The organism is Actinomycetospora lemnae, from assembly GCF_028737315.1.
In the GTDB taxonomy this organism is placed as follows: domain Bacteria; phylum Actinomycetota; class Actinomycetes; order Mycobacteriales; family Pseudonocardiaceae; genus Actinomycetospora; species Actinomycetospora lemnae.
The window spans coordinates 116481-138497 of record NZ_JAQZAO010000012.1 but is presented as its reverse complement, the minus strand read 5'-3'; the positions used below and the strand labels follow the sequence as shown (position 1 = coordinate 138497).

The following is a 22017-nucleotide window of genomic DNA, read 5'->3' as shown; positions in this document are numbered from 1 at the left end:
TACCCTGTGCGCGTGATCACGGGCGAGTTGAAGAACAAGGTCGACCGGGTGTGGGACGCCTTCTGGTCCGGCGGCATCTCGAACCCCCTCGAGGTCATCGAGCAGATCACCTACCTGCTCTTCATCCGCCGACTCGACGAGCTTCAGACGACGAAGGAGCGCAAGGCGCGCGTCACGAAGCAGGGTCTCGAGAACCCGATCTTCCTGCAAGAGACGGATCACCTGCGCTGGAGCCGCTTCAAGGGGCTTGGGAGCCCACAGGCCATGTACCAGGTTGTCTCCGAAGAGGTCTTCCCGTTCCTCCGCGAGCTCGGTAGCGACGGGTCCACCTACACCGCGCATATGCAGGATGCACGGTTCACCATCCCCACCCCATCGCTGCTTTCCCGTGTCGTTGACATGCTTGACGACATCCCGATGGAGGAGCGCGACACCAACGGTGACCTCTACGAGTACCTACTCGGAAAGCTCGCCAGCGCCGGAGTCAACGGCCAGTTCCGCACACCACGTCACATCATCAACCTCATGGTGGCCATGATGGCGCCCGGCCCCGAGGATTCGATCTGCGACCCCGCCTGCGGCACGGCGGGTTTCCTCGTCGCGGCCTCGGAGTACGTCCGGAAGAACCACTCCACGGTCCTCACCGATCCAGCTGTGCGGCAGCACTTCAGCCGCGGCATGTTCCATGGCTACGACTTCGACTCGACCATGCTGCGGATTGGCAGCATGAACATGCTGATGCACGGCATCGACTCGCCCGACATTCGCTACCGCGACTCGCTGTCCGAGGGCGCGAGCGAAGACACGGCGAAGTACAGCGTCATCCTCGCCAACCCGCCGTTCGCCGGCTCGCTCAACTACGAGGAGACCTCGAAGGACCTCCAGCGGGTCGTCAAGACGAAGAAGACGGAACTGCTGTTCCTCGCGCTCTTCCTCAAGCTGCTCAAGCCGGGCGGTCGCGCGGCCGTAATCGTTCCGGACGGCGTGCTGTTCGGCTCGTCCACGGCCCACAAGGGGATACGGAAGGCGCTCGTCGAGGACCAGAAACTCGACGCCGTGGTAAAGCTTCCGTCGGGCGTGTTCCGCCCTTACGCAGGGGTCTCGACGGCGGTCCTGGTCTTCACGAAGACCGACTCCGGCGGCACCGACGACGTCTGGTTCTACGACGTCCGCGCCGACGGCTTCTCCCTCGACGACAAGCGCAACGCGGTCCAGGCCAACGACTTGCCCGATGCCCTCAACCGCTGGACCTTGCGTACCACGACCGAACACGGTCGCGCACGCACCGAGCAGTCGTTCGTCGTTACGAAGGCCGACATCGTCGCTCAGAGCTATGACCTATCGCTCAGTAGATATAAGGAGGTCGTGACTGACGCAACCGAGCACCGGTCCCCCCTCGAGATAATCGCCGATATCCAGGACCTCGAAGGGCAGATTGCCGAGGGGCTGGAAGAGTTGAGAACGATGCTCAAGTGAATTTCACAATGGTGCCATTTCTCGACGCCGTCGAGGACGTCTCAGCAGGGAACCGAAAGATTCCTCGGGCAGAGTTCTCGGAATATGGCCGCCACCCCGTGGTCGATCAGGGACAGAAGCTCATCGCCGGCTACACCGACAGCGCCGACCTTCTCGCTAGGACGAATGGGCCAATCATCGTGTTCGGCGACCACACGCGAGCGTTCAAGTACGTGGACTTTCCATTCGCAATGGGGGCCGACGGTGTTAAACTTCTCCGTTGTCGCGACGAATTCTACCCGAAGTTCGTCTATCACTACTTGCGGTCCTACGACCTTCCGAGTGCAGGCTATTCTCGACACTTCAAGTTCTTGAAGAGGATCGAGGTACCGAAGCCACCACTGGTCGAGCAACATCGTATCGCGTCGATTCTCGACAAAGTCGATGCGATTCGCTCGTGGCGATCTAAGGCCCTCCATCATCTAGACCTGCTCGAGCGGTCAATCTTTCACGAATTGGTCGGAGACGACGACTGGCGTTCGGTCACCACGGCTCGCCGAGGAAAGAACTCTGCCGGCTGGGAATGGGTTCCGTTGAATCGCGTCGCTCGGATGGCGACCGGGCACACCCCGGATCGGACGCGGCAAGGCTACTGGGATGGTGATATTCCTTGGGTCTCGCTCCCGAAGATCAGGGAGCTTGATGGTCGGATGGCCGTGGACGTCGAGCCCAAGGTTACTGAAGCGGGTATTGCGAACTCCTCGGCGGTGGTCCTTCCCGCGGGCACGGTGTGCTTCTCCAGGACCGCATCTGTCGGCTTCGTGACTAAGCTAGGGCGGCCCATGGCCACATCCCAGGACTTTCACAATTGGACCCCCGGCGACTCACTCGACTCGGACTACCTGATGGCCGCACTACGCTTTTCGCGCCTGCATCTCCTCTCTGCGAGTGACGGTTCTATTCATCGAACTATCTACCAGCGCGTCGCGGAGAGATTCCACATCCTTCTTCCGCCGCTTGAGGTACAACGAGATTTCGCAGCGCGAAAGCAGCGGGTCGACATCGAGCGCTCGAACGCTCAGCGATCTCTGGCGGCAATTGAAGAGATGCTTCGGTCTCTGCAGTCTCGTGCCTTCGGGGGCGAACTCTGATGGGCAACTTCGACTTCGTTCGCGAGACCATGCCGACGGTCTATCCCGACTGTGAGAGGGCCGAGTCGTACCTGGCGAGCGACCCGCGCTCCGCCTGCTTCTACGCCCGTCGCGCGGAGGAGATTCTCGTTGGCCACCTGTACGACGTGCTCGCCCTCCCAGCGCCCTACAGGGACGACCTCTCGGCCCGGATCAACGAAGCCGCCTTCAAAGCCGTCGCCGGAGCGGGCATCGCCCAGAAGCTGAATCTGATACGGAAGCTTGGCAACACCGCGGTCCATGACACGCAGCCGATCCCTCCACGAGCCGCGCGGGACGTCCTGCGGGAGCTGCACCACGTGATGGTGTGGGCCGCGTTCCGGTACTCGGCGAACCCCCAAACCGTGCCGACGCAGACGCAGTTCGACCCCGCGCTCGCCGCGAGAGCAGCGCCCCTCTCGCGGCAGGAGGTCGCGAAGCTCGCCGAGAAGTTTCAAGCGCAGGACGAAGCCCACGCGAAGGCGCTCGCGGAGAAGGACGAGCTGGCGCAGGCGAAGGACGCCGAGATCGCCGAGCTCCGGGCGACGATCCGCGCCGCTCAGTCGGCCAAGACGAGGGTCGACGACCACGACTATACCGAAGCCGAGACCCGCGACCTATTCGTCGACGTCCTGCTCGCCGAGGCCGGCTGGCCGCTCGCCGACGTCCGGGACCGTGAGTTCGCGGTCTCCGGGATGCCGAACAACGGCGGGACCGGCTACGTCGACTACGCGCTATGGGGCGCCGACGGTCTTCCGCTCGCCGTCGTCGAGGCCAAGCGGACCACCAAGAGCGCCTCGAACGGGCAGGAGCAGGCGAGGCTCTACGCCGACTGCCTGGAGAAGCAGTTCGGCCGCCGCCCGGTCATCTTCTTCACCAACGGCTACGAGCACTGGGTGTGGGACGACGCGGCCGGCTACCCGCCGCGGGAGGTCCAGGGGTTCTTCACCCGCGACGAGCTGGAGCTGATGATCCAGCGGCGGCAGACCCGGACGCCGCTCTCAGACGCCCCGATTGACGGCGGAATCGTCGAGCGCCCGTATCAGCACCGGGCGATCCGCGCAGTGGACGGCGCGTTCGACGCCAAGCAGCGAGACGCCCTGCTCGTCATGGCCACTGGATCGGGCAAGACCCGCACGGTCATCGCGCTCGTCGATCAGCTGATGAGGGCGAACTGGGTCAAGCGGGTGCTGTTTCTCGCCGACCGTACCGCGCTGGTGAACCAGGCCTTGAGTGCCTTCAAGGCTCATCTGCCGTCGGCGACGACTGTCAACCTGGTCACCGAGAAGGCTGTCGACGGCCGCGTGTACATCTCGACGTACCCGACGATGCTCAACCTGATCAACGAGATCGACGGCGGGCGGCGGAAGTTCGGGCCCGGATACTTCGACCTCGTCGTGATCGACGAGGCGCACCGATCGGTCTACCAGAAGTACGGTGCGATCTTCGACTGGTTCGACTCGATGCTCGTCGGGCTGACTGCGACCCCGAAAGACGAGGTTGACCACAACACCTACCGCCTTTTCCACCTCGAGGACGGGGTGCCTACTGACGCTTACAGTCTGGACGAGGCCGTGGAGCAGGGTTACCTCGTACCCGCCCGCGGGATCTCCGTCGGCTCGACGTTCCTGCGGCAGGGCATCCGCTACGCGGATCTAAGTCCCGAGGAGAAGGACCAGTGGGACTTGCTCGACTGGGGAGAGGACGGCGCGCCCGACGCAGTCGGCGCCGAAGAGGTCAACCGGTTCCTGTTCAACGAGGACACTGTCGACCAGGTCCTCGCACACGTCATGAACAAGGGCCACAAGGTCGCCGGTGGTGACCGACTCGGCAAGACGATCATCTTCGCCAAGAACCAGCACCACGCCGAGTTCATCGCGAAGCGCTTCGACCTCCAGTGGCCGCACTTGGCCGGATCGTTCGCCCGTGTGATCACCTCCGGCTCGGACTACGCCCAAAACCTCATCGACGACTTCTCCACCGTCGAGAAGCCCCCGCACATCGCGGTCTCGGTCGACATGCTCGATACCGGCATCGACGTGCCCGAGGTGGTCAACCTCGTCTTCTTCAAAACGGTGCGGTCGAAGAGCAAGTTCTGGCAGATGATCGGCCGCGGAACGCGGCTTCGCCCCGACCTCTACGGGCCGGGCCACCCGAAGGAGGACTTCTTCGTCTTCGACTTCTGCGGCAACCTCGAGTTCTTCAGCCAAGACCTGCCAGGCGCTGAGGGTTCACTGCAGAAGTCCCTGACCCAGCGGCTCTTCGAGGCCCGCCTCGGCCTCGTCGTACACCTCGATGCCGCCCACACCCACGCGGAATTGCGCGAAAGCGCCGCGACGATTCTCCACGAGTTCGTCGCCGGCATGAGCCTGGACAACGTCCTCGTCCGCCCGCACCGCCAATGGGTGGAGCGCTTCGCGCAGCGTGATGCCTGGACGACGGTCTCGGACGACGACGCCGAACAGATCCTTAGCCACCTCGCCGGCCTTCCGTCGGCCGCAGCGAAGGACGAGGAGGACGCGAAGCGCTTCGACCTTCTCGTGCTGCGTCGTCAGCTCGCCCAGCTCGAAGGCGACGCGGTCACCGCCGAACGGCTCCGCGAGCAGATCCAGGACGTCGCCGCCGCCTTGCTTGGCAAGACCGCAATTCCCGCGGTGGCCCAGCAACAGGAACTGCTCGACGAGGTCGCGGGCGAGCATTGGTGGACCGACGTCACCCTCCCGATGCTCGAACTCGCGCGTCTCCGCATCCGCGGGCTCGTCCGCTTCGTCGATAAGACTTCGCGCAACCCCGTCTACACCGACTTCGCCGACCAGCTCGGCGACGCCGTCGACGTCGTCCTGCCCGGCATCACTCCGGGCACTGACTTCGCACGGTTCCGCGCCAAGGCCGCCGCTTACCTCCGGCAGCACGAAGACCACGTGGCGCTCCAGAAACTACGGCGGAACAGGCAGCTCACGCCCGAGGATCTGTCGTCGCTCGAGGAGATGCTCTTGGCCAGTGGCGCTGGACAGCAGAACGACATCGAGTCGGCGGCGCAGCAGGCCGAGGGGCTCGGGCTGTTCGTTCGCTCGCTCATCGGGCTCGATCGGCAAGCGGCGACCGAGGCCTTCGCCCGCTACCTCGACGGCAGCACCTTCAGCGTCGACCAGATTCGCTTCGTGAACCTCATCGTCGACGAGCTGACTGCCAACGGAGTCATGGAACCAGGGCGGCTCTTCGAGTCGCCCTACACCGACCGCTCCTCGGCGGGCATCGATTACTACTTCCCGAGCTCCGAGGTAGACCGGATCGTCGAGATTCTCGACGAAGTGAGGAATCACGCTGCCCCCGCGGATGTGGCCTGAGCTGCGGCACAGGACGAGGTCGTATGCAGCAGCGAGAGAGTCAGTCCCGCGCCGTCGGGTGGGTGGGCGGTGATCGACTACCGCATCAGATCTCTACTGCACTCCTGATCTCTTGTGCTCTGAAACCGGAAGAGCCGGTTTGCTGAGCGCGTCGATGGCGATGCGCCGGGTGGGCATCCGTCGACGCCGGGGACATAGCGGATCGACTAAAGGCCGACTCTTGCGGCCCACCATGACAGGTCAGTGGTTCGCTGAAGGTCGACGGATTCGATAGTAGGACTCTAGCGAAAAACGTCGGCAAAGGTGTACGCGAGCTCGAGCGCCTCGCTGTTCCCGGCGCCGGCGAAGACCTCAAGCAGCCGCCGGAAGGCTGAAGAGCCTGCGTCGTCGACGAGGACGAGGTGTCGGTGTTCGGTCAGGAGTCGCCGCAGGTAGGGCATGACCAGTCCTCCGGCCAGGGAGTCTCCTGCGTAAGGGGTGTTGGACGGGACGGCTTCCGCGATCGCGGTGAGTGCCCGCGACTCGTTCGACGGTGCCAGGAACACCATGGTCTGGACGACGTGGTGCACGGGTTCGGGCAGACCGAGGCTGGCGCACTCGCTCAGGATGGGGAAGGCGAGTCTCGCGAACTGGTCGAGGTCACCGCGTCGCTCGCGTAGTTGCCCGTCGTCGACAACGCCGTCTGTCGCGCCGCTGGCGAAGTAGATCTGTTCGGCGATGGTGTTCGCGACGTGAGCGGCCGCCTGCAGCTCGGACGTCTCAAGGTCGCTCCGCGTGTCGCCGGGCCTGCTGTCGGCCGCGTCGCGAGCCCAGCGTGTTCTGGCGACGTCGGTGGCTGTTGCCAGCAGACGGAATACCTCGTTCTGGCCGAGAGCGTCGGCGCGGTTGAGGTAGTCCCGCGCGTGCTGAGCGAAGCCTGCGACGTAGGCGGAGCGCGCTACGGCATCGGCGCACCACATCTCGACACGACGCACAGCGGATGGTGTTCGGGCTACAAGCGCGAGGTAGGCGAGCAGGCTGAGCGCCGTCCGGCCGAGCTCGCTCGCGGGATCGACCGTCTCGTTGCCGTGGTCCCCGAGGACTTGGTCGATGGTCGCGTCCGCGATGTCGGGTGTGCGCGCGGCTCCTCGAGCGAGGTGGCGGACGAGGACCTGTCGGACCGGCTCGTCGGTCTCATTACGGATCAGGTCAGCGATTGCCGAGGCTGTGTCGGTTGCCGTGCCGCCAGCGTGCAGCGCGCTCACGGCGTGCGCGGCGAGCATGCGCACCAGAGGACTCGTGTCGCTCAGGGCGTCGCCCACCACACGTGCGATCTCGGGCCGCGAGTCGCTCTCGCGCCAGTCCGCTCTCCCGAGCAACGTCACCAGGCCGCTCACCCCACGATCTCGAAACCCGGGGCTCCAAGCGCGGCCGCTGTCGAGGAAGGAGCCGCACTCGGACTGGTCGGCCGCCCAAAGCAGAAGCTCGACGAGTCGCCGCCCCCGGTCACTGTCGTGCCCTACCCGCTCGTCACGGGCGAGGGCCCCCGCTGCGTCGAGCAACAGCTCCAGCGCAGCCTGCGGCAGTTCATCGTCCTGCTCGAAGACGTTGTCCGCTTCTGTGAACAAGTCGGGGAGGCGTCGCTGCGCGTCGGGGCGCTCGTCGTTGTGACTTTGTACGAGCCGGAGCTCCTCGTCGAGCCGGCGAACAACCGCGTCGGTCTCCGCCTTGAGTTCGATTCCTTGCTCCCGCAGCCGGTCGGTCGCTGTCCAGGGGGACACACTGGCCCCGACGGTGACCGGTGGCTCGGGCCGTGGCGTGCCCTGAGGGCCGATCTCGGCGAGGCGCGCGACGAGAGCAGGCGAGGTGACCGCGTCGGGGCGAAGGCAGCCCGTGAGCGCGTCCTTCTGCCGCTGAAGCACGTCGTGAACCCACGCCTCGTCGTCGGCGTCGTGGGTAGCTTCGGCGGCCTCGGCTTCGAGAAGCGAGTGCGCGTTGAGCACGGCAGTTTCGAGTTCGCCGTCGACGCCCGCCTGGGAATCGGCCAACGCGGCAACGAGTCCAGCGGCCGCCGCGGCGCTGACGGGATGAGCCAGCAGAGCACCGGAGGCAAGCGCGGGGAGGACCGCCTGCCCGAGTTCCACCGCGTCGTCGTCGTGCTCAGGGGTCAGAAGCGACGACCACGCGAAGACGTTCCTCAGGTTCGCCACTAGAGCCGCGACGGCGGCTCGAGCGTCGCCCGCTCCGGCCCGGGCGAGCGCCCCGGCCAACGCATGCGCCGCGGTCTCCTCGACGTCGTGCGGTGACATGAACGCGCGGGAGCCGTACCCGAGTGAGCCGGTCGCCCCAGGCACGCTAAGGGACCAGCGCGCGTCGGGTTCCGCAGGAGGGGCCGGAGCGAGATCGCAGAAGATCAGTGCCGCGAGGCTGAGGTCGGCGGCGCACAGCTCGCCGAACACCTGACCCAGGCGCCACACGCCGTGCTGTGCCTGCTGAGCCCGTGACTCCCTCATCGGCAGCAACGGGCTGTCGAGGAAGGCGACCTGCTCGTCGCGGGTCTCGCGGAATGTCACGATCGCCGACGCGACCCGCCGCGACAGCTCGCGGTCGTGTGCCGCCAAGGCGACCACGACGTCGGGCAACCACGTGAGCACTGTCCCGCCCCACTGCTCCAGGGCGTCCCGGTCATCGAGCAGCCGCCCTACCGCGCCACGGACCTCGGTGCTCACGACCACCGCGCCCGAAACCAGCCGAAGCGCCGCGCCCGCAAGCCGCTCCCGGTTAGCGGGGTCGGCACGACACCCCTCGAGCAGGGCCGCCACCGCACGCGCCCGGTCGTCCTCGTCGGTGGCGTCACCGAAGCGGTCTCGCAGCGCCCTGAGCAGCTCGAAGGAAAGGCCAAGGTCGACAGAGGACGCCGCATTCTCAGCCAGACCGCGAGCCAGAGCGGCGAGCGGGCGGAGGGCCCCGTCCGGGGCCAGCGGTAGAGCCGACGTCCGTAGCGCGCCGATAACCTGGCTGACGATCTTCTGCTCGGGACTCAATCCGGCGGCCTGGTCAGGTCGGCCTCGCTCGGGCGTGAGCGGCTCAAGCTCGCGCGGCTCCTGGACGAGAGCTAGAAGCCTCCCCGCGAAGGCGAGGGAGGTCAGTTCGTGCGGAGACGCGGCGAGCTCGAGGAGCAAAGGCCAGAAGACCTCGCCGCCGGCACGGCTCCAGAGCAGGTCGACCGCGATCTCCAAGCTGGGCCGGGCAACGAGCGGTAGTGACGGGTCGTCGTCCAGCAGCGGTAGCAGCTTCTGCGGCTCGCTCGGGTCGAGCAGCACGTAAATCGCCGTCGCGTAGTCGAACAGGATGTTGTGGGCGAACGACAGAACCCGGGGCGCTGCGTCGCCGAACTGGCTGCCGCCGGAGATGACGCCCGCGCTCAACAGCGCCTCGACCGAGGAGCTGTCGACCGCCGCGACCACCGGCTCGGCCTCGGCCACCTCAAGCCGCCGGGCAGAGATCATTACTCGGCACAGACGCCTGAGGAGGGCAACGCGGGCGACCTGATCGGTCTCGACGACCCGCCACCCCCAATAGGCTTCCAGCAGTTCGAGGCGGCTCCGGATCGCGAGCAGCTCGTTGATCGACAGGTCGGGAGCCAACTCCGCCGCGAGACGAAGATTGAACGGGTTACGCAGCAGAACGCGCAGCTCGGGTTGCGCCACCGCAGCGACCGAGCCAAGCGCCGCAGACGAGGCTAGCCCCGTCTCGAGCTCACTCTCGGTGAGATCGCCGACGAGCAGGTGGCGAACCCTGGCCAGACTCGTATCGACCTGGGTCGGTTCGCCAGAGAGCGGGTCACCGCGGAACGCTCGCTTGAGACGGACGTTATTGCGCGCGTCGAACCGGCGAACCGTCGCGACCGTCTGCCACCGGGCGCCGACGAGTCCCAGGACGAGAGCGCTCAAGACCTCTCGGTCCTCGGCCCCGCGAAGCGCATCGACACCGTCGATGACGAGCAGAGCGGCCGGGCCCGTCCAAGCCGCGAGGACCGCCGAGAGCGGCGAACCCAGCCGCAACCGATTCACCCCAGCGATGTCGGAGGCGCGCAGCATCACCACTGTCTGCGTCACGCTCCGGGCGCGGGCGAGCTGCTGGGCGACGGCGGACTTGCCGGTGCCGGCGTCGCCGACGATGAGTAGGTTCTCGCCGCTGTCATCGGCGAGAGCTGCCTCGCCGACGGAACGCTCGATGAACACGCCGTCGCCGACAGGCAGGCCCGCCTCCGACTCCAGGGCCCGCAGGTTCGCGATCGAGAGCTCCTGGAGTGCTTGGATGTCCGCGGCGTAGCGGGACGGGGGCACCAGATAGATCCGGTGGTTCGCGAGTGCCTGGCCCACGGCCGCACGGTCGAGCCACCGGCGCTCTTCCGACGCAGCGTGCGCCTCGCTGACGATGTGCCCCCAGGCTTCGCTCGCGTCAGCGGCGGACAACGTGCTCGCGGACATCTGAGCGATGGCGGCGCGCTGGTCTGCCTCGCCTTCTGCGGCCGATACCGTGATGACTCGCAGCGCGCGCAAGAACCCCCGCAACGCCTCGTCGCCAGCCATATGGCCCACGTTCTCGACCCACAAGCGCCGGACGTGGGCGAGCACGACCCCAAGCGCCTTCTCCTCCCCGGCGTTGAGTTCCTGATCGAGCGGGGTGCCCGGCGGGTGGCTCACGACTCGTCGCAACGCCACCGGCAGATCGCGGCGGATGGTGGCCGGAGCGCTGCTGTCGGTGCACAGCACCAGCGCGTCGCGGGACGGATCGACCGCTCGTTGGGCGCCGTCGGCGGAGCGAAGCGGGCCGGCGAGGTACTGAGCGACGGCCTGCTGCAGGGCCTTCCCCAGTGGGCTGGACGAGCTAGTGCCCAGGCTCAGACGGGCTTTCACCTGCACCAACGCGTAATTGTCGAGGGTTGTCTGCACCACGACGTCGTCGAGTTCGTGGCCCGTCTGCGCGCCAACCCGAGCAACAGGCCCGGCAACGAGCTCACCGAGCAGGGGCTGCTCGGCCACCATGGCCGCGGCCGCCCACGCGAAGACACGGTCCTGCAACCCGACGCCAGCGGCGCCGCCGGCGCCACCGACAGAAGCAGACGACGGTTCCGGCATCCCTCGCTCCCTGACCGATGCTCCCTACTCTCGGAGGGATCTTAAGGGAGGGCACAGCCATGGCGCGGGCCTGAGGCGCTGCGGTGAACGGCGCGGCGGGTCTCGCCGTTGGCACTGGAGGCGGAAGACCTCGTCCCCTCTCAGATCGCGCAGCGGGCCGCCTGTCGCGGGACTTTCGCCCCGGAGCTCCATGACAGGCGGCGGCTGCTCTCAAGTCCGTTGGCTGCTCAGCTCCGCGAGCGATTACACGGACGTCGTCTCAGGCAAGTCGCAGGGTCCGAGCCAGGACGGCCGCTCGGCGACCCTGGAGTCGTGCCGGAGGGGACGGCGAGCCTCGAGGCCCTTATAGGCTACTGCCGAGGTGCCAACTGGCTCCCTGGGAGGCCCTGAGAGCCGCTATCGCGGGGTAATGATCCAAAGTGATCGTTTAACGATAGGATAACAGTGCGCATAGCGCTCAGACGCGTCCTGCGAACATGCTGGTGAGCACAGCTTCGAGCCCGATTGTGCTTACAAGCCGTCGGACGTAGGTTCGATTCCTACCGCGCCCACCTGCGAAGCGTTGACCTACAACGACAGCAACTCTGGGCTCAGATTGAGGTGGCTCTTGTGGTCCCTTAGGTCTCGTGTAGTTGGAGGCGCGACGCACAGTGCTGAGCGAGCGTCTAACAGTGTCGAGCCTCGTTTGGGTAGCTGGCAGGGGCACCGAGCAGCTTGCGGCGGCGGAGCAAACGAGCGCCTCACCCTCGCTGAAGGCCCGGGGCCGGGACTGTGACTACCTCGGCCCGACGCACCAAACCACGCAGCGACTTCAATGTTTGCTTTGGGGGTGGACCGTCGAAGAGCCCGATGAGACAGCCGCCCTTCCCAGTGCCCGTGATCTTGGCGCCAACCGCTCCACCTCGCATGATCGTCTCGACGCAGTCTTCAACCAGCGGAGTACTGACTCCCATCTGATCTCGTAGCAGATCATGCGCTCGCGACACCGCGTCGCCAAGGGCGCCGACGTCAGGGTCTGGGTCCGTCAGGATCCTACGTACATCCGCGTGCACGGCGCGGGTTCCTGCGAGATAGGCCTCGATCGACGGGTCACCGTGCTCCCAGCGCCTCCGCTTCCAGGCGATCACCTCGCTGGTGCTGCGCGGCAGGCCAGTGTCGACCACAACGAGAGTGGCCTCGCCCGGCCAATTAAGAGCGTCGACCCGTTCGATTCCACGAGGTCCACACGTCACGTCGGAAACACCGCCGCGCACACATGGAACGTAATCCATAGGGCCGACGTCGCGTCCCGCGTCGTCCGCCTCGATGCGCCAGCTCGCGGCCTCCGCTTCAGCCGACGCTAGATCGGGCGCGACGGCGCCCACCCCGGCCACGACGAGGGCCGCGCTGCTTGCTAAGCCAGCCGACTGCGGTGTTGTCGAAGTCACTGACACGCGGCGGGGCACCAGGGAGGCGGGATGGCTCGTGGCCAGCCCTAGGCAGCGCGAGGCGAGGAACGCCCACGAACCGGTCGGCACCTCGGCCGGCCCACTGAAGGTGAGCCGATCGTCGAGTACGCCTGATGTCTCTATTACGAGATTTCCTGGTGTCGTAGACCAGGTACAGGTCACCGCGACTCGCAGCCCAATGGCGACTTGGATTGCCCCGCCGCCCATCCAGTCGAGGTCCTCGCCGACGAGACAGGCGCGCGCCGGTGCCGAGCCGGAGTTGGTGACCTCCGCTGCGACCCTCACGACGGACTGCCCGGAGGGTTGTCGAGAAACTTGTCCGTCAGGAAAGTCTCTCGGTGCCCCCCGCCGCTCGGTACCGTCTTGACCACGACGAACTGTGCCGTCGACGTGCTTTGGTTCTCCAGAGTGTGCGGAGCCGTCCCGAGGCGGACGAGGTCGCCCCGGTCGAGTGTCGTCGCCTGCTGACCACCACCGTCGTCGATCCAATGCAGGGTGACCTGACCATCGGTCACACAGATGGCCTCCTCGACTTGTTCGTGGTGATGCCAAGCCTGCCGTACCCCGGCAGGTAACTCGTTGTAGTGGACCTCGTACTCATCGAACAGGCAGTACCGCACCCGCGTGCCGTCGGGCTTTGTGATCGTCTCGCCCGCGGAACCCCGGTGAATCTCCGGCAATCCGAGGATGTGGCTGCGGTTGGTCAAGGTCTACCCATCGCTAGATGAAGGGGTCGTAGTCGGGCACGCGGTTGCGTCGTAGTAAGGAGCGCGGGTCGGCCAGCTCGAGGATATCCAGGTTCGACTGGTGTCGAATGCAACTGAACTCGCAGTCGCGGTCCGGTCGGATTCGGCGGGCGACCGCCTCGCGGTCTGCACTCGCCCACATCTCGGTCAAGGAGTGGACGGTGGGGTCGCCGTAGCGTGCTCGGGGATTTCCGCGGTGGTACGGGCAGTGGTAAGCCCCGGACGACGTGATTAGCGTTCGGAGTTCGGCGACCGGGCAGCGCGAGTAATCTTTGGGCTGGACTTGCGGTCCATCTCCGTCCACCATCCTTTGCAGGTTCTGCTGCAAGATTACCTCGATGTCGAGGTGCGGCCGCGCCCGCTCGATACGGTTTAGTTCCTTTTCTAACATCGGCAACGCACTTGATCGGTGGCCCTTGACGAAGTGCGACAGATCGTACTCGGCCTTAATCTCGATATAGTCGCAGCCAACTCGGTCAGCCAGTTCAACGGCGTCGCATATCTCTCCGATGTTGGTCTCGGCCTGCTTGACAGACGTTTCGTGCCGCACCATTGCAAGAAACGAAAATCCGAGCCGGCCGCTTTTGTCCCGCGCCAGTGCTCGCATGTTCTCGATAACCTGATCAAACTTGTTGCGTCCGCCCCGAGCCGGACGGAATCGGCCGTAGGTCTGGGCCGTGGCGGCGTCGACCGAGACTCTGGTCCAGGCCACCTGTTGGGCCACAAGCTGATGGTAGCGGTGCAGCTGAGTGCCGTTCGTGGTGATGCCGACGGCCACACCACCCGCGCTGAGTGTTGCAATGACTCGACCGGTCGCGGGATGCAGCAGGGGCTCTCCGCCGCCGATCAGGATCACCGCACGCACCCCGGCTTGCACGGCATCGTCAGCGAACTGGATTAAGGCCTCCTCGGTGAATCGACCAGCATTAAGCAGGCCAGAGGAGATGCACTCGGGACAGGCGAGGTCACAGAAGGACGTGGGATCGAGCTCGACCACGAGTGGAGCGGACGAGTGACCACCCTCAGCGACGTGGACCACCGTATCCAAAATCGAATCCTGCCGAAGCTTGGTTCTCAGGTCGAGGAACGACACGTCCTGCGGTTCTGGCAATTCTCCCCCAAATTTTCGTTCGTTGCCCATAACCATAGCAACGAAATGAGCCTGGCAAGCATGCCACGACCGCGTGGCCGGCTGGCGGGCACCCCGCGGTCGCATGATGCGAAGAGTAATCGGCCCGGTACCCTTCGTAGCGCGAGCCCGTGGGTTGGTGGCGTGTGCCACGAGCATATTTCGGTCCCGTACGATCCGCGGCATGCCGACGGCTGGGGGAGATCATCAGGAACCGAGGGCGCTTGTCGTTTTCGTGCACGGCTTGTTTTCCAGCGCACGCGTGTGGCATCCGACTGTGGCCTGCGTGCGTGCTGACGCCGACCTCGGTGCGTATGACGTGGAAACGTTCGAGTACTCCACACCCCGATTCCTGCGTAGTATCTCCACGCGGATTCCCGACCTCAATGTGATCGCCGATAAGCTGGCGACATTCCTGCAACGGAAGCAAGAACGGTATGAACGAGTTGTGCTAGTCGGTCACAGTCAAGGCGGCCTCGTCATCCTCCGCTATATAGCGCGTCAACTCGCCATCGGACGGGGAATGGCGATGGCGCAGTTGCGGCGCGTTGTGCTGTTTGCCACGCCGAATAACGGTTCCGAGTTTCTGCTCTCAATGCGCAAGCTCTTGTTGAGATGGCACCGCCAGGACCAGGAGCTACGACCGGTGGCGGAGTCGGTCGTCGAGACCCAGAGAACTATCCTCCGGGACGTGGTATACGCGCCTGTTCTCGACGATCGCCGCTGTCCTATCCCGATCGCGTGTTACGCGGGCGAGACCGACAGCGTGGTTTGGCCGAGCTCTGCGAGCGGCTTTTTCCCGATCTACGGCGTGCTGCCCGGCGATCATTCCGGGATCCTTCGCGCCGAATCGGAAAACAGTCAGTATTACCAGGCGTTGCGGTCTGATCTTCTCGCGGCGCTGGCCGAGCCGTTCCCCAGCATTACCTCAACGCTGGCACTAGGAGAGGAGCGTCCGGAAAACCTCGAGCACTATACCGAGCTCTCTGTGCGTGGTCCGGTTTCGGTATCGTTCGGTGACGTCGCCGTGCCCTTCTACGTTTGCTCAGGGCCAGTCGACCAAGTGCGAGACATCGACGTAGTCGCGACCTCTGAGAATATCTACATGGAGATGGCGATGACGTTCAAGCCGTCGGTCTCGGGTCGCTTACGCCGGGCGGCGGCGCGGTGTAGCCCGTCAGGGGAAATTCTCGACGACACTGCCGCCGACGAGTTGCGTCAGTGGGTTCGAGACAACGGACGCTTCGGCCTGCCCTTCACGGCGGGCACCGTCGCGCCGACCTCGGCCGGATCGCTTCTTGCGCGGAAGGTCCAACGCATCTACCACGTTGCGATCGGAGACCCCATCCCTGGGACCGACGGCTTCACTGTGCACCCACCTTCGGTTGCCACGGCCGTTCACAACGTCTTCGAGACCGCCCGGCGGGAGCGCGACCAGTACGGCTTAGATTTGCGCTCAATACTTCTGCCGCTGTTCGGGTCTGGTCTCGGTGGACTGCGTGCTGATGTTTGTTTCGAATGGATTTGGCAGGCATTGCAGACGGAGTTGGGCCGTGACGGCTCCTGGTCGATCTCCTTCTGCACGTGGACCAAGGCCGAGACCGATCTGGTGCTCAACGCAATACAACGCCATGCGAGCAATGTCGGTGGCCTTGCGGGGTCGATGTCTTGATTATCGTTATCGGCGGCCGCACCGCGGGGCTCCTCGAAGCGCCCATCGCACGAAGGTGACCCCCGACCCGGCACGGTGACCCACTCGTTGTAGATCGTCTATAGCTAGAAGATAGTTCGTCGGCCCTTTTTCCAAGTCCCTCAGTATACTCGTTCGCTTCGGCCGGCGAGGGAACGAGACGACACCAGCAGCGGCTCTTGCTGGATCACGATAGTCAGTCTTTGCCGAAGGAGATGCGATGTCGCGTCGATACGTGGTCCGGGTCTCAGGCGCTATTCTCTCCGCTTTGCTCCTGTTCATTCTTATCTCTGATTGGCCAACCGGCCTCTTGGCCGACTTCTGGTTGGGTCATCCAATACTGACCAACTTTCTTACTTCAGCCCTTTTTCTATTGATTGGCGCGACCTTCGTGGAGCGATGGTTAGCGAGGCAGGAAGATGCAAGATACTTGGTGATCGAGGCGACAGCGTTTGGAGCTGTGGCACGCTGCCCTCTAGCGATTCGTAGGACACTGTGGTTTCTTCTACATGCAGGGAATATGCGGGACGATAGCGACTTCGGTATATCCGAGCACGAACGTCAGACTGTCCGAGAAATTCTGGCTCGCCACAATCTCGCTTATGTCGATGAGAGCGCCGTCGGTCGCGGGGAGATCGAGACACCTAGCGATGTGTCGCGCTTGAAGGTGCTGATGCAGGATCCCGAGTGGCGCAACCTAGCGCACGTTCTGGTTCGGCGCGCACTTCACGCCTCGAGGTTGGTGGTTGGACGCTGGGCGCAGCTCCTTATGACGTCACGAAGAAGTGCGCTCGCTTTGAATGATCTGTCGGCACTCCTTGAAGATCTCCGCGATATCCGTGATCCGCTCAACACCGATCACTATCCGCGAGGATTTTCAAACGAGGAAGGACAAGTGCGCTTCCTTGAGGCATGGCGGCGCTGCTTCGTCAACGCTTCGGTGACGTACGAGGACTTCGCGCTTGCCGCAAGGACGCTGCTCGCGGACCGGTGGAGTACGCGTCTGGTCCAACCCGCGGATCGAGTAATCCTTCAATCATCCTTATCGCTCCACGCGGAGAGTAAGTCGTTCGTAGGAAGGCTGTACGATCGCGAAATTGGGCCTACCGATGTGCGTGCACTTTTCGACGAGGTCTAATTGGAGTTGTTGACGTACGGCTGTTGGAAGGTCAGGCATGCCGATCCCTGACCAGACTTATGAGGAGACTTTGCCATGGCGCCCACGGTTGGTACTGTTCCGGCGCGCGCAATACTATTCGACCTTGACGGCACCCTCGTCGATTCCGCGGCCGCGATCGATCGTAGCTGGATGACTTGGGCGAACGAGTATGGACTCGACCCACTCCTGGTCCGCAAATTCTCCGTGGGGCGCACCGTGATGGACACCGTGTCCATTCTGCAGGCTCATACTACGAACTTGAACCTTGAGCAGGCGGTGCAACGGCAGATCGTCATTCAGTGCGGCGAGTTGGACGACGTCTTCGCCATGCCGGGTGCTCACGAGCTCGTCAGCAGCCTGCACGGTCTGGGCCGGAGGTGGGGTGTTGTCACTGGCGCTTACAGCGAACTTGCCCGACTTCGCATAAACGCTGCGGGTCTTCCTCACCCCTCCGTCCTTGTCTGTTCGGACGACGTAACTCGGGGGAAGCCCATGCCCGATGGTTTCTTGCTGGCGGCCAGTCTACTTGGTGTGTCGCCTCGTGAATGCCTTGTCGTTGAAGACAGTGCCGTTGGGGTGGCTGCTGGTCGATCCGCGGGTGCGGTGGTTGTCGGCGTTGGCGGTGCAGCAGGGGATTTTGCGGTCGACTCGCTTCGCGACGTCTCTGCTCTTCTAAGCTCGTCCCATTGATGGCTATCCGGTGCCGATGTGACGTCTCACGACCAGCTGGTCGTCGAACCGAAGCGGTGCACCCTGCTCGGCGTGCCCCCGCCCGGACCGGTCTCCCGCACCCTCGACAACCCGGCCGCCGTCACCGCCGGCGTCGGCGTCCAGCCCGGCCCGCGTCGACGACCCCCCGTTGCCGTTGACATGCAGCTCGTGGCCAGGGCGAAGATCGTCGCGGGTCGGCCCGGTGGGGAGTAGGCCCCTGCTTGGAGCCCTGCGCGGCCGGTGATGGCGGCCGAGGACGGCTGCGTCCGGCACAGCGCTGGAGGAACCCGACCGCACGCGTCGTTGTGCCGCGCTCAACAGGGCGGCCGCCGGGCAAGTCTGAGGTCCGGAGACTCCCCGGCCAATCCCCGACATGCTCGTCACGTCGCTCTGAGGGCTCGTCGCGGGGAGCATGATCAGCAGTGATCGTTTAGCCACTGGATAACAGTGCGCACAGCGCTCCACCGCGACCTGCATCTTCGCTGGTCAGCACAGCCTGAGGGCGGTGAGTGCTTACAAGCCGTCGGTCGCAGGTTCGAATCCTGCCGCGCCCACGCACGTCAGAGGCCTGCACGGGCAGCTGCTCGCCGAGCTCGACGCGCGACGCCGGCGACCGTCACCCCTCCGAGGGGTGGCTCGGCACCACCAGGATCGGTCGGTGGACGTGGTGGAGCACCGCCATCGCCGTGCTGCCCAGCACCATCTCGCGCAGCGCCGAGCGTCCCCGCGAGCCGACCACGACCACCGCCGCGTCGCGGTCCGCGGCGGCCGTGTCCAGCGCGTTCGCGACCGCACGTGCTCCCCACCCGTGCGCGCGCAGGTCGATGGCTCCCGCCGGGACGTCCCCGGCCGGCTCCGTCGTGCTGCCGGCGTGCACGTGGGCCAGGACCTGATCGCGGTGGGGCAGCAGGGCGGCGGCCACGGTCCGCGCGTGCTCGGCGCCCGGCGAGCCGTCGTGGCCGACCACCACCGGGCCCGTCGCTGCTGCCGCGCGCTCGTGGCTGAGCAGCGGGGGAACGACGAGCACCGGGACCGGACTGTGGTGCACCGCGAGGTCGGACACGCTGCCCATGATCGCCGCCGTGCCGCCCAGGCCGCGCGAACCGACGACGAGGGCCCGCGGGTGGAGGTCTCCGGCGATCCCGGCGAGCACGGCACCCGGGTCGGCGTGGGCACGGTGGGTGGCCGGCTCGGACGACCACCCCGCCGCCCGCGCGAGCGCCGCTCCCGCGGCTGCGGTCTGCTGCGCGTCGGCGGCGGACTCCTGCTCCATCAGGACGCCGAGGCGGTCGAGGGTGTGGGCAAGTCGGGTCACCCGGTGCCGCAGCACCGGGTCCGGGGACACGGGCGCCCACACGGTCACCACTCGCGCGGCCATCTGCGGCAACAGCAGCGCGGCCGTCGCGATCGCGCGCGCGGCGTCCCGCGAGCCGTCGAACCCCACGAGGACGAGATCGGCGGCGCCATCGGTCATCTCGCCGCCGGCATCCGTCGCCCCCACATCTGGCATCTCGGTGGTCACGCCGGAGAGCCTGCCGCACCCGGCCTGCCACGGGTACTGGAGGTCCTCGAGACGGTGGTGTACGGAGACGAACGACTGCGGGTATCCAGCCGAGGGAGTCGTCGTGGACGAGAAGGCAGCCCCACCGCGCGGTGGCGAGGATCCGCGGGACCGGATCGAGCTGGTCCGGGCCCGGGGTGTCGCCCTCGTGGTGGCGGGGTTCGACGGATCGGACGAAGCCGCCGAAGCCGTCCGGTGGGCGGCCTCGCTCGCTCGGCTGACCGGTGGTGCTCTGCGGGTGGTGTGGGCGTGGAAGCTCCGCGACGTCTGGGACGCCGCCGTCGCGGACCAGGAGACGGGCTCGCCGCACCTGGCCGAGATGGAGGCGGTCGCCCGGCGCCGGCTCACCGAGGTGGTCGCCGAGCTCGTGGGGGATGAGGTCCCGGACGTCGACCTGGTCCTGTCGCAAGGGCCGGACGCTGCCGGGATCCTCCTCCACGCCGCCCGCGGGGCCGACGTCCTCGTGGTCGGCTCCCGGGGCCGTGGCCGGGCGAGCACCGCGCTCCTCGGGTCGGTGAGTGCGCGCTGCGTGCGGGAGGCCGTGTGCCCGGTGCTGGTGATCCCGCACCGCCTCGCGCCGCCCCCGGCGGCTCCGCCCGGCACCGACCCGTGATCTCTGTGCATCCGAGCCGGCCTCCGGGCCGAGCGGAGGTGGGTGTCGACCAGGTGATGGCCTACCGCCTGGGGGCCCATCACCTCCACCGCCGCCTCGACGCCGGTGGCGTGCTGACGGCCGCCGGCGCCTGCGGCCTGCAGGACAGCCCGCCGGGCTCGGCCGCGATCGCTCTGCACGCCCGCGTGGCCGACGTCGGCCCCGGAACGATCCCCGCCGCCGTCGAGGACCGCAGCCTGTTCCACACCTGGGCCATGCGCGGTGCCCCGTTCTTCTTCCCCACCGCCGACCTCGCCGTGTTCACCACCGGCGTCCGGCCGCCGGACGAGGCGGCCCGGCGCCGGTTCGTCGTCGGCGTGGAGGACGCCCTCGAGCGGTTGGGCATGGGTCTCGACGAGGCCACCGAGCACCTCCGATCACGGATCGACCAGGTCCTGCGTGACCGTGGGCTGGGGATCACCGCACTCGGAGCGGAGCTGGCCGCCGCGATCGCCGACGACCTCGCGGTCGAGACACGTCGGACCTGGGAAGCGGAAGGCCCCTACGCCCCGGGCCAGTCGTGGGGCGAAGCGGTCGTCCACTTCTGCCTGCGGCTCCTCGCTCTCGAGCGCGTGGTGTGCTTCGCCCACCGTGAGGGCAGCACGCTGCCGTTCGTGCTCGTGGAGCAATGGCTCGACGCTGCGCCGGCACCCCTCGACGCAGCGGTTGCTCGCGGGGCCGTCGCGCGCCGGTACCTGCGCTGCTACGGCCCGTCGACCCGCGCGGAGATGGCGGGATGGCTGGGCATCGCGGCCCGTGACGCGGGACCGTGGTGGTCCGAGATCGAGGACGAGCTCTGCGAGGTGCGTGTCGACGGGCGCTCGCGGTGGTTGCTCGGTGAGGACCTCGACCGGTTGTGCTCACCGCCCCAGGTCACCGGCGTCCGACTGCTGCCGCCGCGCGACCCGCTGCTCCAGCTGCGCGACCGCGCGTCCCTCGCGCCCAGGGTGCTGCACCGCCTCCTCTGGCGGTCCACGGGCGCGCCCGGCGTGGTGTTGCTCGACGGCCGGTTGGTCGCCACCTGGTGCGCACGCACGAAGGGCGCCCGCCTCGTCGTCAGCGTCGAACCCTTCGCGCCGCTGCACGCGACGACCCGGAGCGGTGTGGAGGCCGAGGTCGCCTCGATCGCGCCACTGCGCGGGTGCGCGTCGTTCGCGGTGTCGTTCGAGGGGAGGTGATCACCACTCTGGCCCTCGACGCGGTCCGGTCGCGCGCGCGATGTCCGCAGAGCGCAACGACTAGCCACCGAGCCGAACCGCCAGGAGATCATCAGCCCTGAGGACTTGAACCATCGCTCCTCTCGTGAGCCCAATGGTGGAGATCCAACCACGGGGTCGGGGGACACCACTGATGAGCACGCTGCGGAATCACCAGATCGAACGCGTGCTTCGGCTCCACATGGGACACCCACGACGCTGCGAGGTCTGCGGGGCATTCGTCATCCCCGCCAGCGTCCTGTTCACCGACGGCACCGAGGGCCAGGTTCCGTGGGAGCCGGCAGGGGGTCACCACGATCCGCACCGGTGCCGTCTCATCCGCGGGGAAGCTCACCACGCCGGAACGACCCCCGACGCGAGCGCCGCCTGCTCCTCCCCACGCCGGTCGTCCCACTAGCCGGGAGCTCGGCCGGCTCGGAGTGCGGTGACGGTCCCGGCGGTGCCGTCGACCCGGACCGCCCGCCGGGGGGGCGAACGGGTGCCTCTGCGGATGGACCACGGGTCCGGCGGGTGGTGACCAGAGGCCCTGCTCGAGGTGCGCAGACCGTCCACGCTGTCGGTCATCGACAGGGAGCAGGCCCGTGCGGCCCCGGGTGCATCGGTCTGACAC

13 protein-coding genes are annotated in these 22017 nt (G+C 66.4%); 8 read left to right on the top strand and 5 right to left on the bottom strand.

The window, feature by feature from the left end:
• Positions 1-12: 12 nt before the first annotated feature.
• Genes PGB27_RS24085 through PGB27_RS24075 form a run of 3 tightly spaced genes read left to right on the top strand, consistent with a single transcriptional unit; the run spans position 13 to position 5971 of the window.
• Positions 13-1476, top strand: coding sequence for a type I restriction-modification system subunit M (locus PGB27_RS24085; protein WP_274202966.1), 1464 nt, complete (start codon positions 13-15; stop codon positions 1474-1476).
• Positions 1473-2606, top strand: a complete 1134-nt coding sequence (locus tag PGB27_RS24080) for a restriction endonuclease subunit S (RefSeq protein WP_274202965.1) — start codon at positions 1473-1475, stop codon at positions 2604-2606. Before PGB27_RS24085 ends, PGB27_RS24080 begins: the two co-directional genes overlap by 4 nt.
• Complete coding sequence (locus PGB27_RS24075) at positions 2606-5971, top strand: DEAD/DEAH box helicase family protein (protein WP_274202964.1); 3366 nt, start codon at positions 2606-2608, stop codon at positions 5969-5971. The genes PGB27_RS24080 and PGB27_RS24075 overlap by 1 nt, the downstream gene beginning before the upstream one ends.
• Before the next feature lie 281 nt (positions 5972-6252).
• Here the strand turns inward: PGB27_RS24075 and PGB27_RS24070 are convergent, their stop codons facing one another.
• From PGB27_RS24070 to PGB27_RS24060, 4 genes are all read right to left on the bottom strand, one after another.
• A complete protein-coding gene (locus PGB27_RS24070; RefSeq protein ID WP_274202963.1) occupies positions 6253-11094 on the bottom strand; it encodes an NACHT domain-containing protein in 4842 nt (1613 codons plus the stop codon).
• A 740-nt stretch (positions 11095-11834) separates the two neighbouring features.
• The gene (locus PGB27_RS29495) at positions 11835-12749 is read right to left on the bottom strand and encodes a mevalonate kinase family protein (protein ID WP_408630115.1); all 915 of its coding nucleotides are present in this window, start codon (positions 12747-12749) and stop codon (positions 11835-11837) included.
• Between the two features lie 74 nt (positions 12750-12823).
• The gene (locus PGB27_RS24065; protein ID WP_274202962.1) at positions 12824-13249 is read right to left on the bottom strand and encodes a cupin domain-containing protein; all 426 of its coding nucleotides are present in this window, start codon (positions 13247-13249) and stop codon (positions 12824-12826) included.
• A gap of 13 nt (positions 13250-13262) precedes the next feature.
• On the bottom strand, positions 13263-14381 hold the full coding sequence (locus PGB27_RS24060; RefSeq protein ID WP_274202961.1) for a radical SAM protein: 1119 nt from the start codon (positions 14379-14381) through the stop codon (positions 13263-13265).
• 220 nt (positions 14382-14601) lie between these two features.
• Here PGB27_RS24060 and PGB27_RS24055 point away from each other — a divergent pair, with 220 nt between their 5' ends.
• The 3 genes from PGB27_RS24055 (at position 14602) to PGB27_RS29490 (ending at position 17956) form a co-directional block, all read left to right on the top strand.
• Positions 14602-16089, top strand: a complete 1488-nt coding sequence (locus PGB27_RS24055; protein ID WP_274202960.1) for an alpha/beta fold hydrolase — start codon at positions 14602-14604, stop codon at positions 16087-16089.
• Positions 16090-16327: 238 nt separating this feature from the next.
• Positions 16328-17245 carry a hypothetical protein gene (locus PGB27_RS24050; RefSeq protein WP_274202959.1) on the top strand — a complete coding sequence of 306 codons (918 nt, stop codon included), beginning with the start codon at positions 16328-16330 and terminating at the stop codon, positions 17243-17245.
• A 75-nt stretch (positions 17246-17320) separates the two neighbouring features.
• Positions 17321-17956, top strand: a complete 636-nt coding sequence (locus tag PGB27_RS29490) for an HAD-IA family hydrolase (RefSeq protein WP_408630114.1) — start codon at positions 17321-17323, stop codon at positions 17954-17956.
• A 637-nt stretch (positions 17957-18593) separates the two neighbouring features.
• On the opposite strand, the gene PGB27_RS24040 is transcribed toward PGB27_RS29490, so the two are convergent.
• The gene (locus tag PGB27_RS24040; protein WP_274202957.1) at positions 18594-19499 is read right to left on the bottom strand and encodes a universal stress protein; all 906 of its coding nucleotides are present in this window, start codon (positions 19497-19499) and stop codon (positions 18594-18596) included.
• A 103-nt stretch (positions 19500-19602) separates the two neighbouring features.
• Here PGB27_RS24040 and PGB27_RS24035 point away from each other — a divergent pair, with 103 nt between their 5' ends.
• Positions 19603-20151, top strand: a complete 549-nt coding sequence (locus tag PGB27_RS24035; protein ID WP_274202956.1) for a universal stress protein — start codon at positions 19603-19605, stop codon at positions 20149-20151.
• A gap of 38 nt (positions 20152-20189) precedes the next feature.
• A complete protein-coding gene (locus PGB27_RS24030) occupies positions 20190-21368 on the top strand; it encodes a winged helix DNA-binding domain-containing protein (RefSeq protein ID WP_274202955.1) in 1179 nt (392 codons plus the stop codon).
• The last annotated feature ends 649 nt before the right edge of the window (positions 21369-22017 follow it).

What these genes read in the sequence shown, in the direction of transcription:
- PGB27_RS24075 (WP_274202964.1), top strand. Translation starts at nt 2,606, where the DNA reads ATGGGCAACTTCGACTTCGTTCGCGAGACCATGCCGACGGTCTATCCC.
- PGB27_RS24070 (WP_274202963.1), bottom strand. Translation starts at nt 11,094, where the DNA reads ATGCCGGAACCGTCGTCTGCTTCTGTCGGTGGCGCCGGCGGCGCCGCT.
- PGB27_RS29495 (WP_408630115.1), bottom strand. Translation starts at nt 12,749, where the DNA reads ATGGGCGGCGGGGCAATCCAAGTCGCCATTGGGCTGCGAGTCGCGGTG.
- PGB27_RS24055 (WP_274202960.1), top strand. Translation starts at nt 14,602, where the DNA reads ATGCCGACGGCTGGGGGAGATCATCAGGAACCGAGGGCGCTTGTCGTT.
- PGB27_RS24050 (WP_274202959.1), top strand. Translation starts at nt 16,328, where the DNA reads ATGTCGCGTCGATACGTGGTCCGGGTCTCAGGCGCTATTCTCTCCGCT.
- PGB27_RS29490 (WP_408630114.1), top strand. Translation starts at nt 17,321, where the DNA reads ATGGCGCCCACGGTTGGTACTGTTCCGGCGCGCGCAATACTATTCGAC.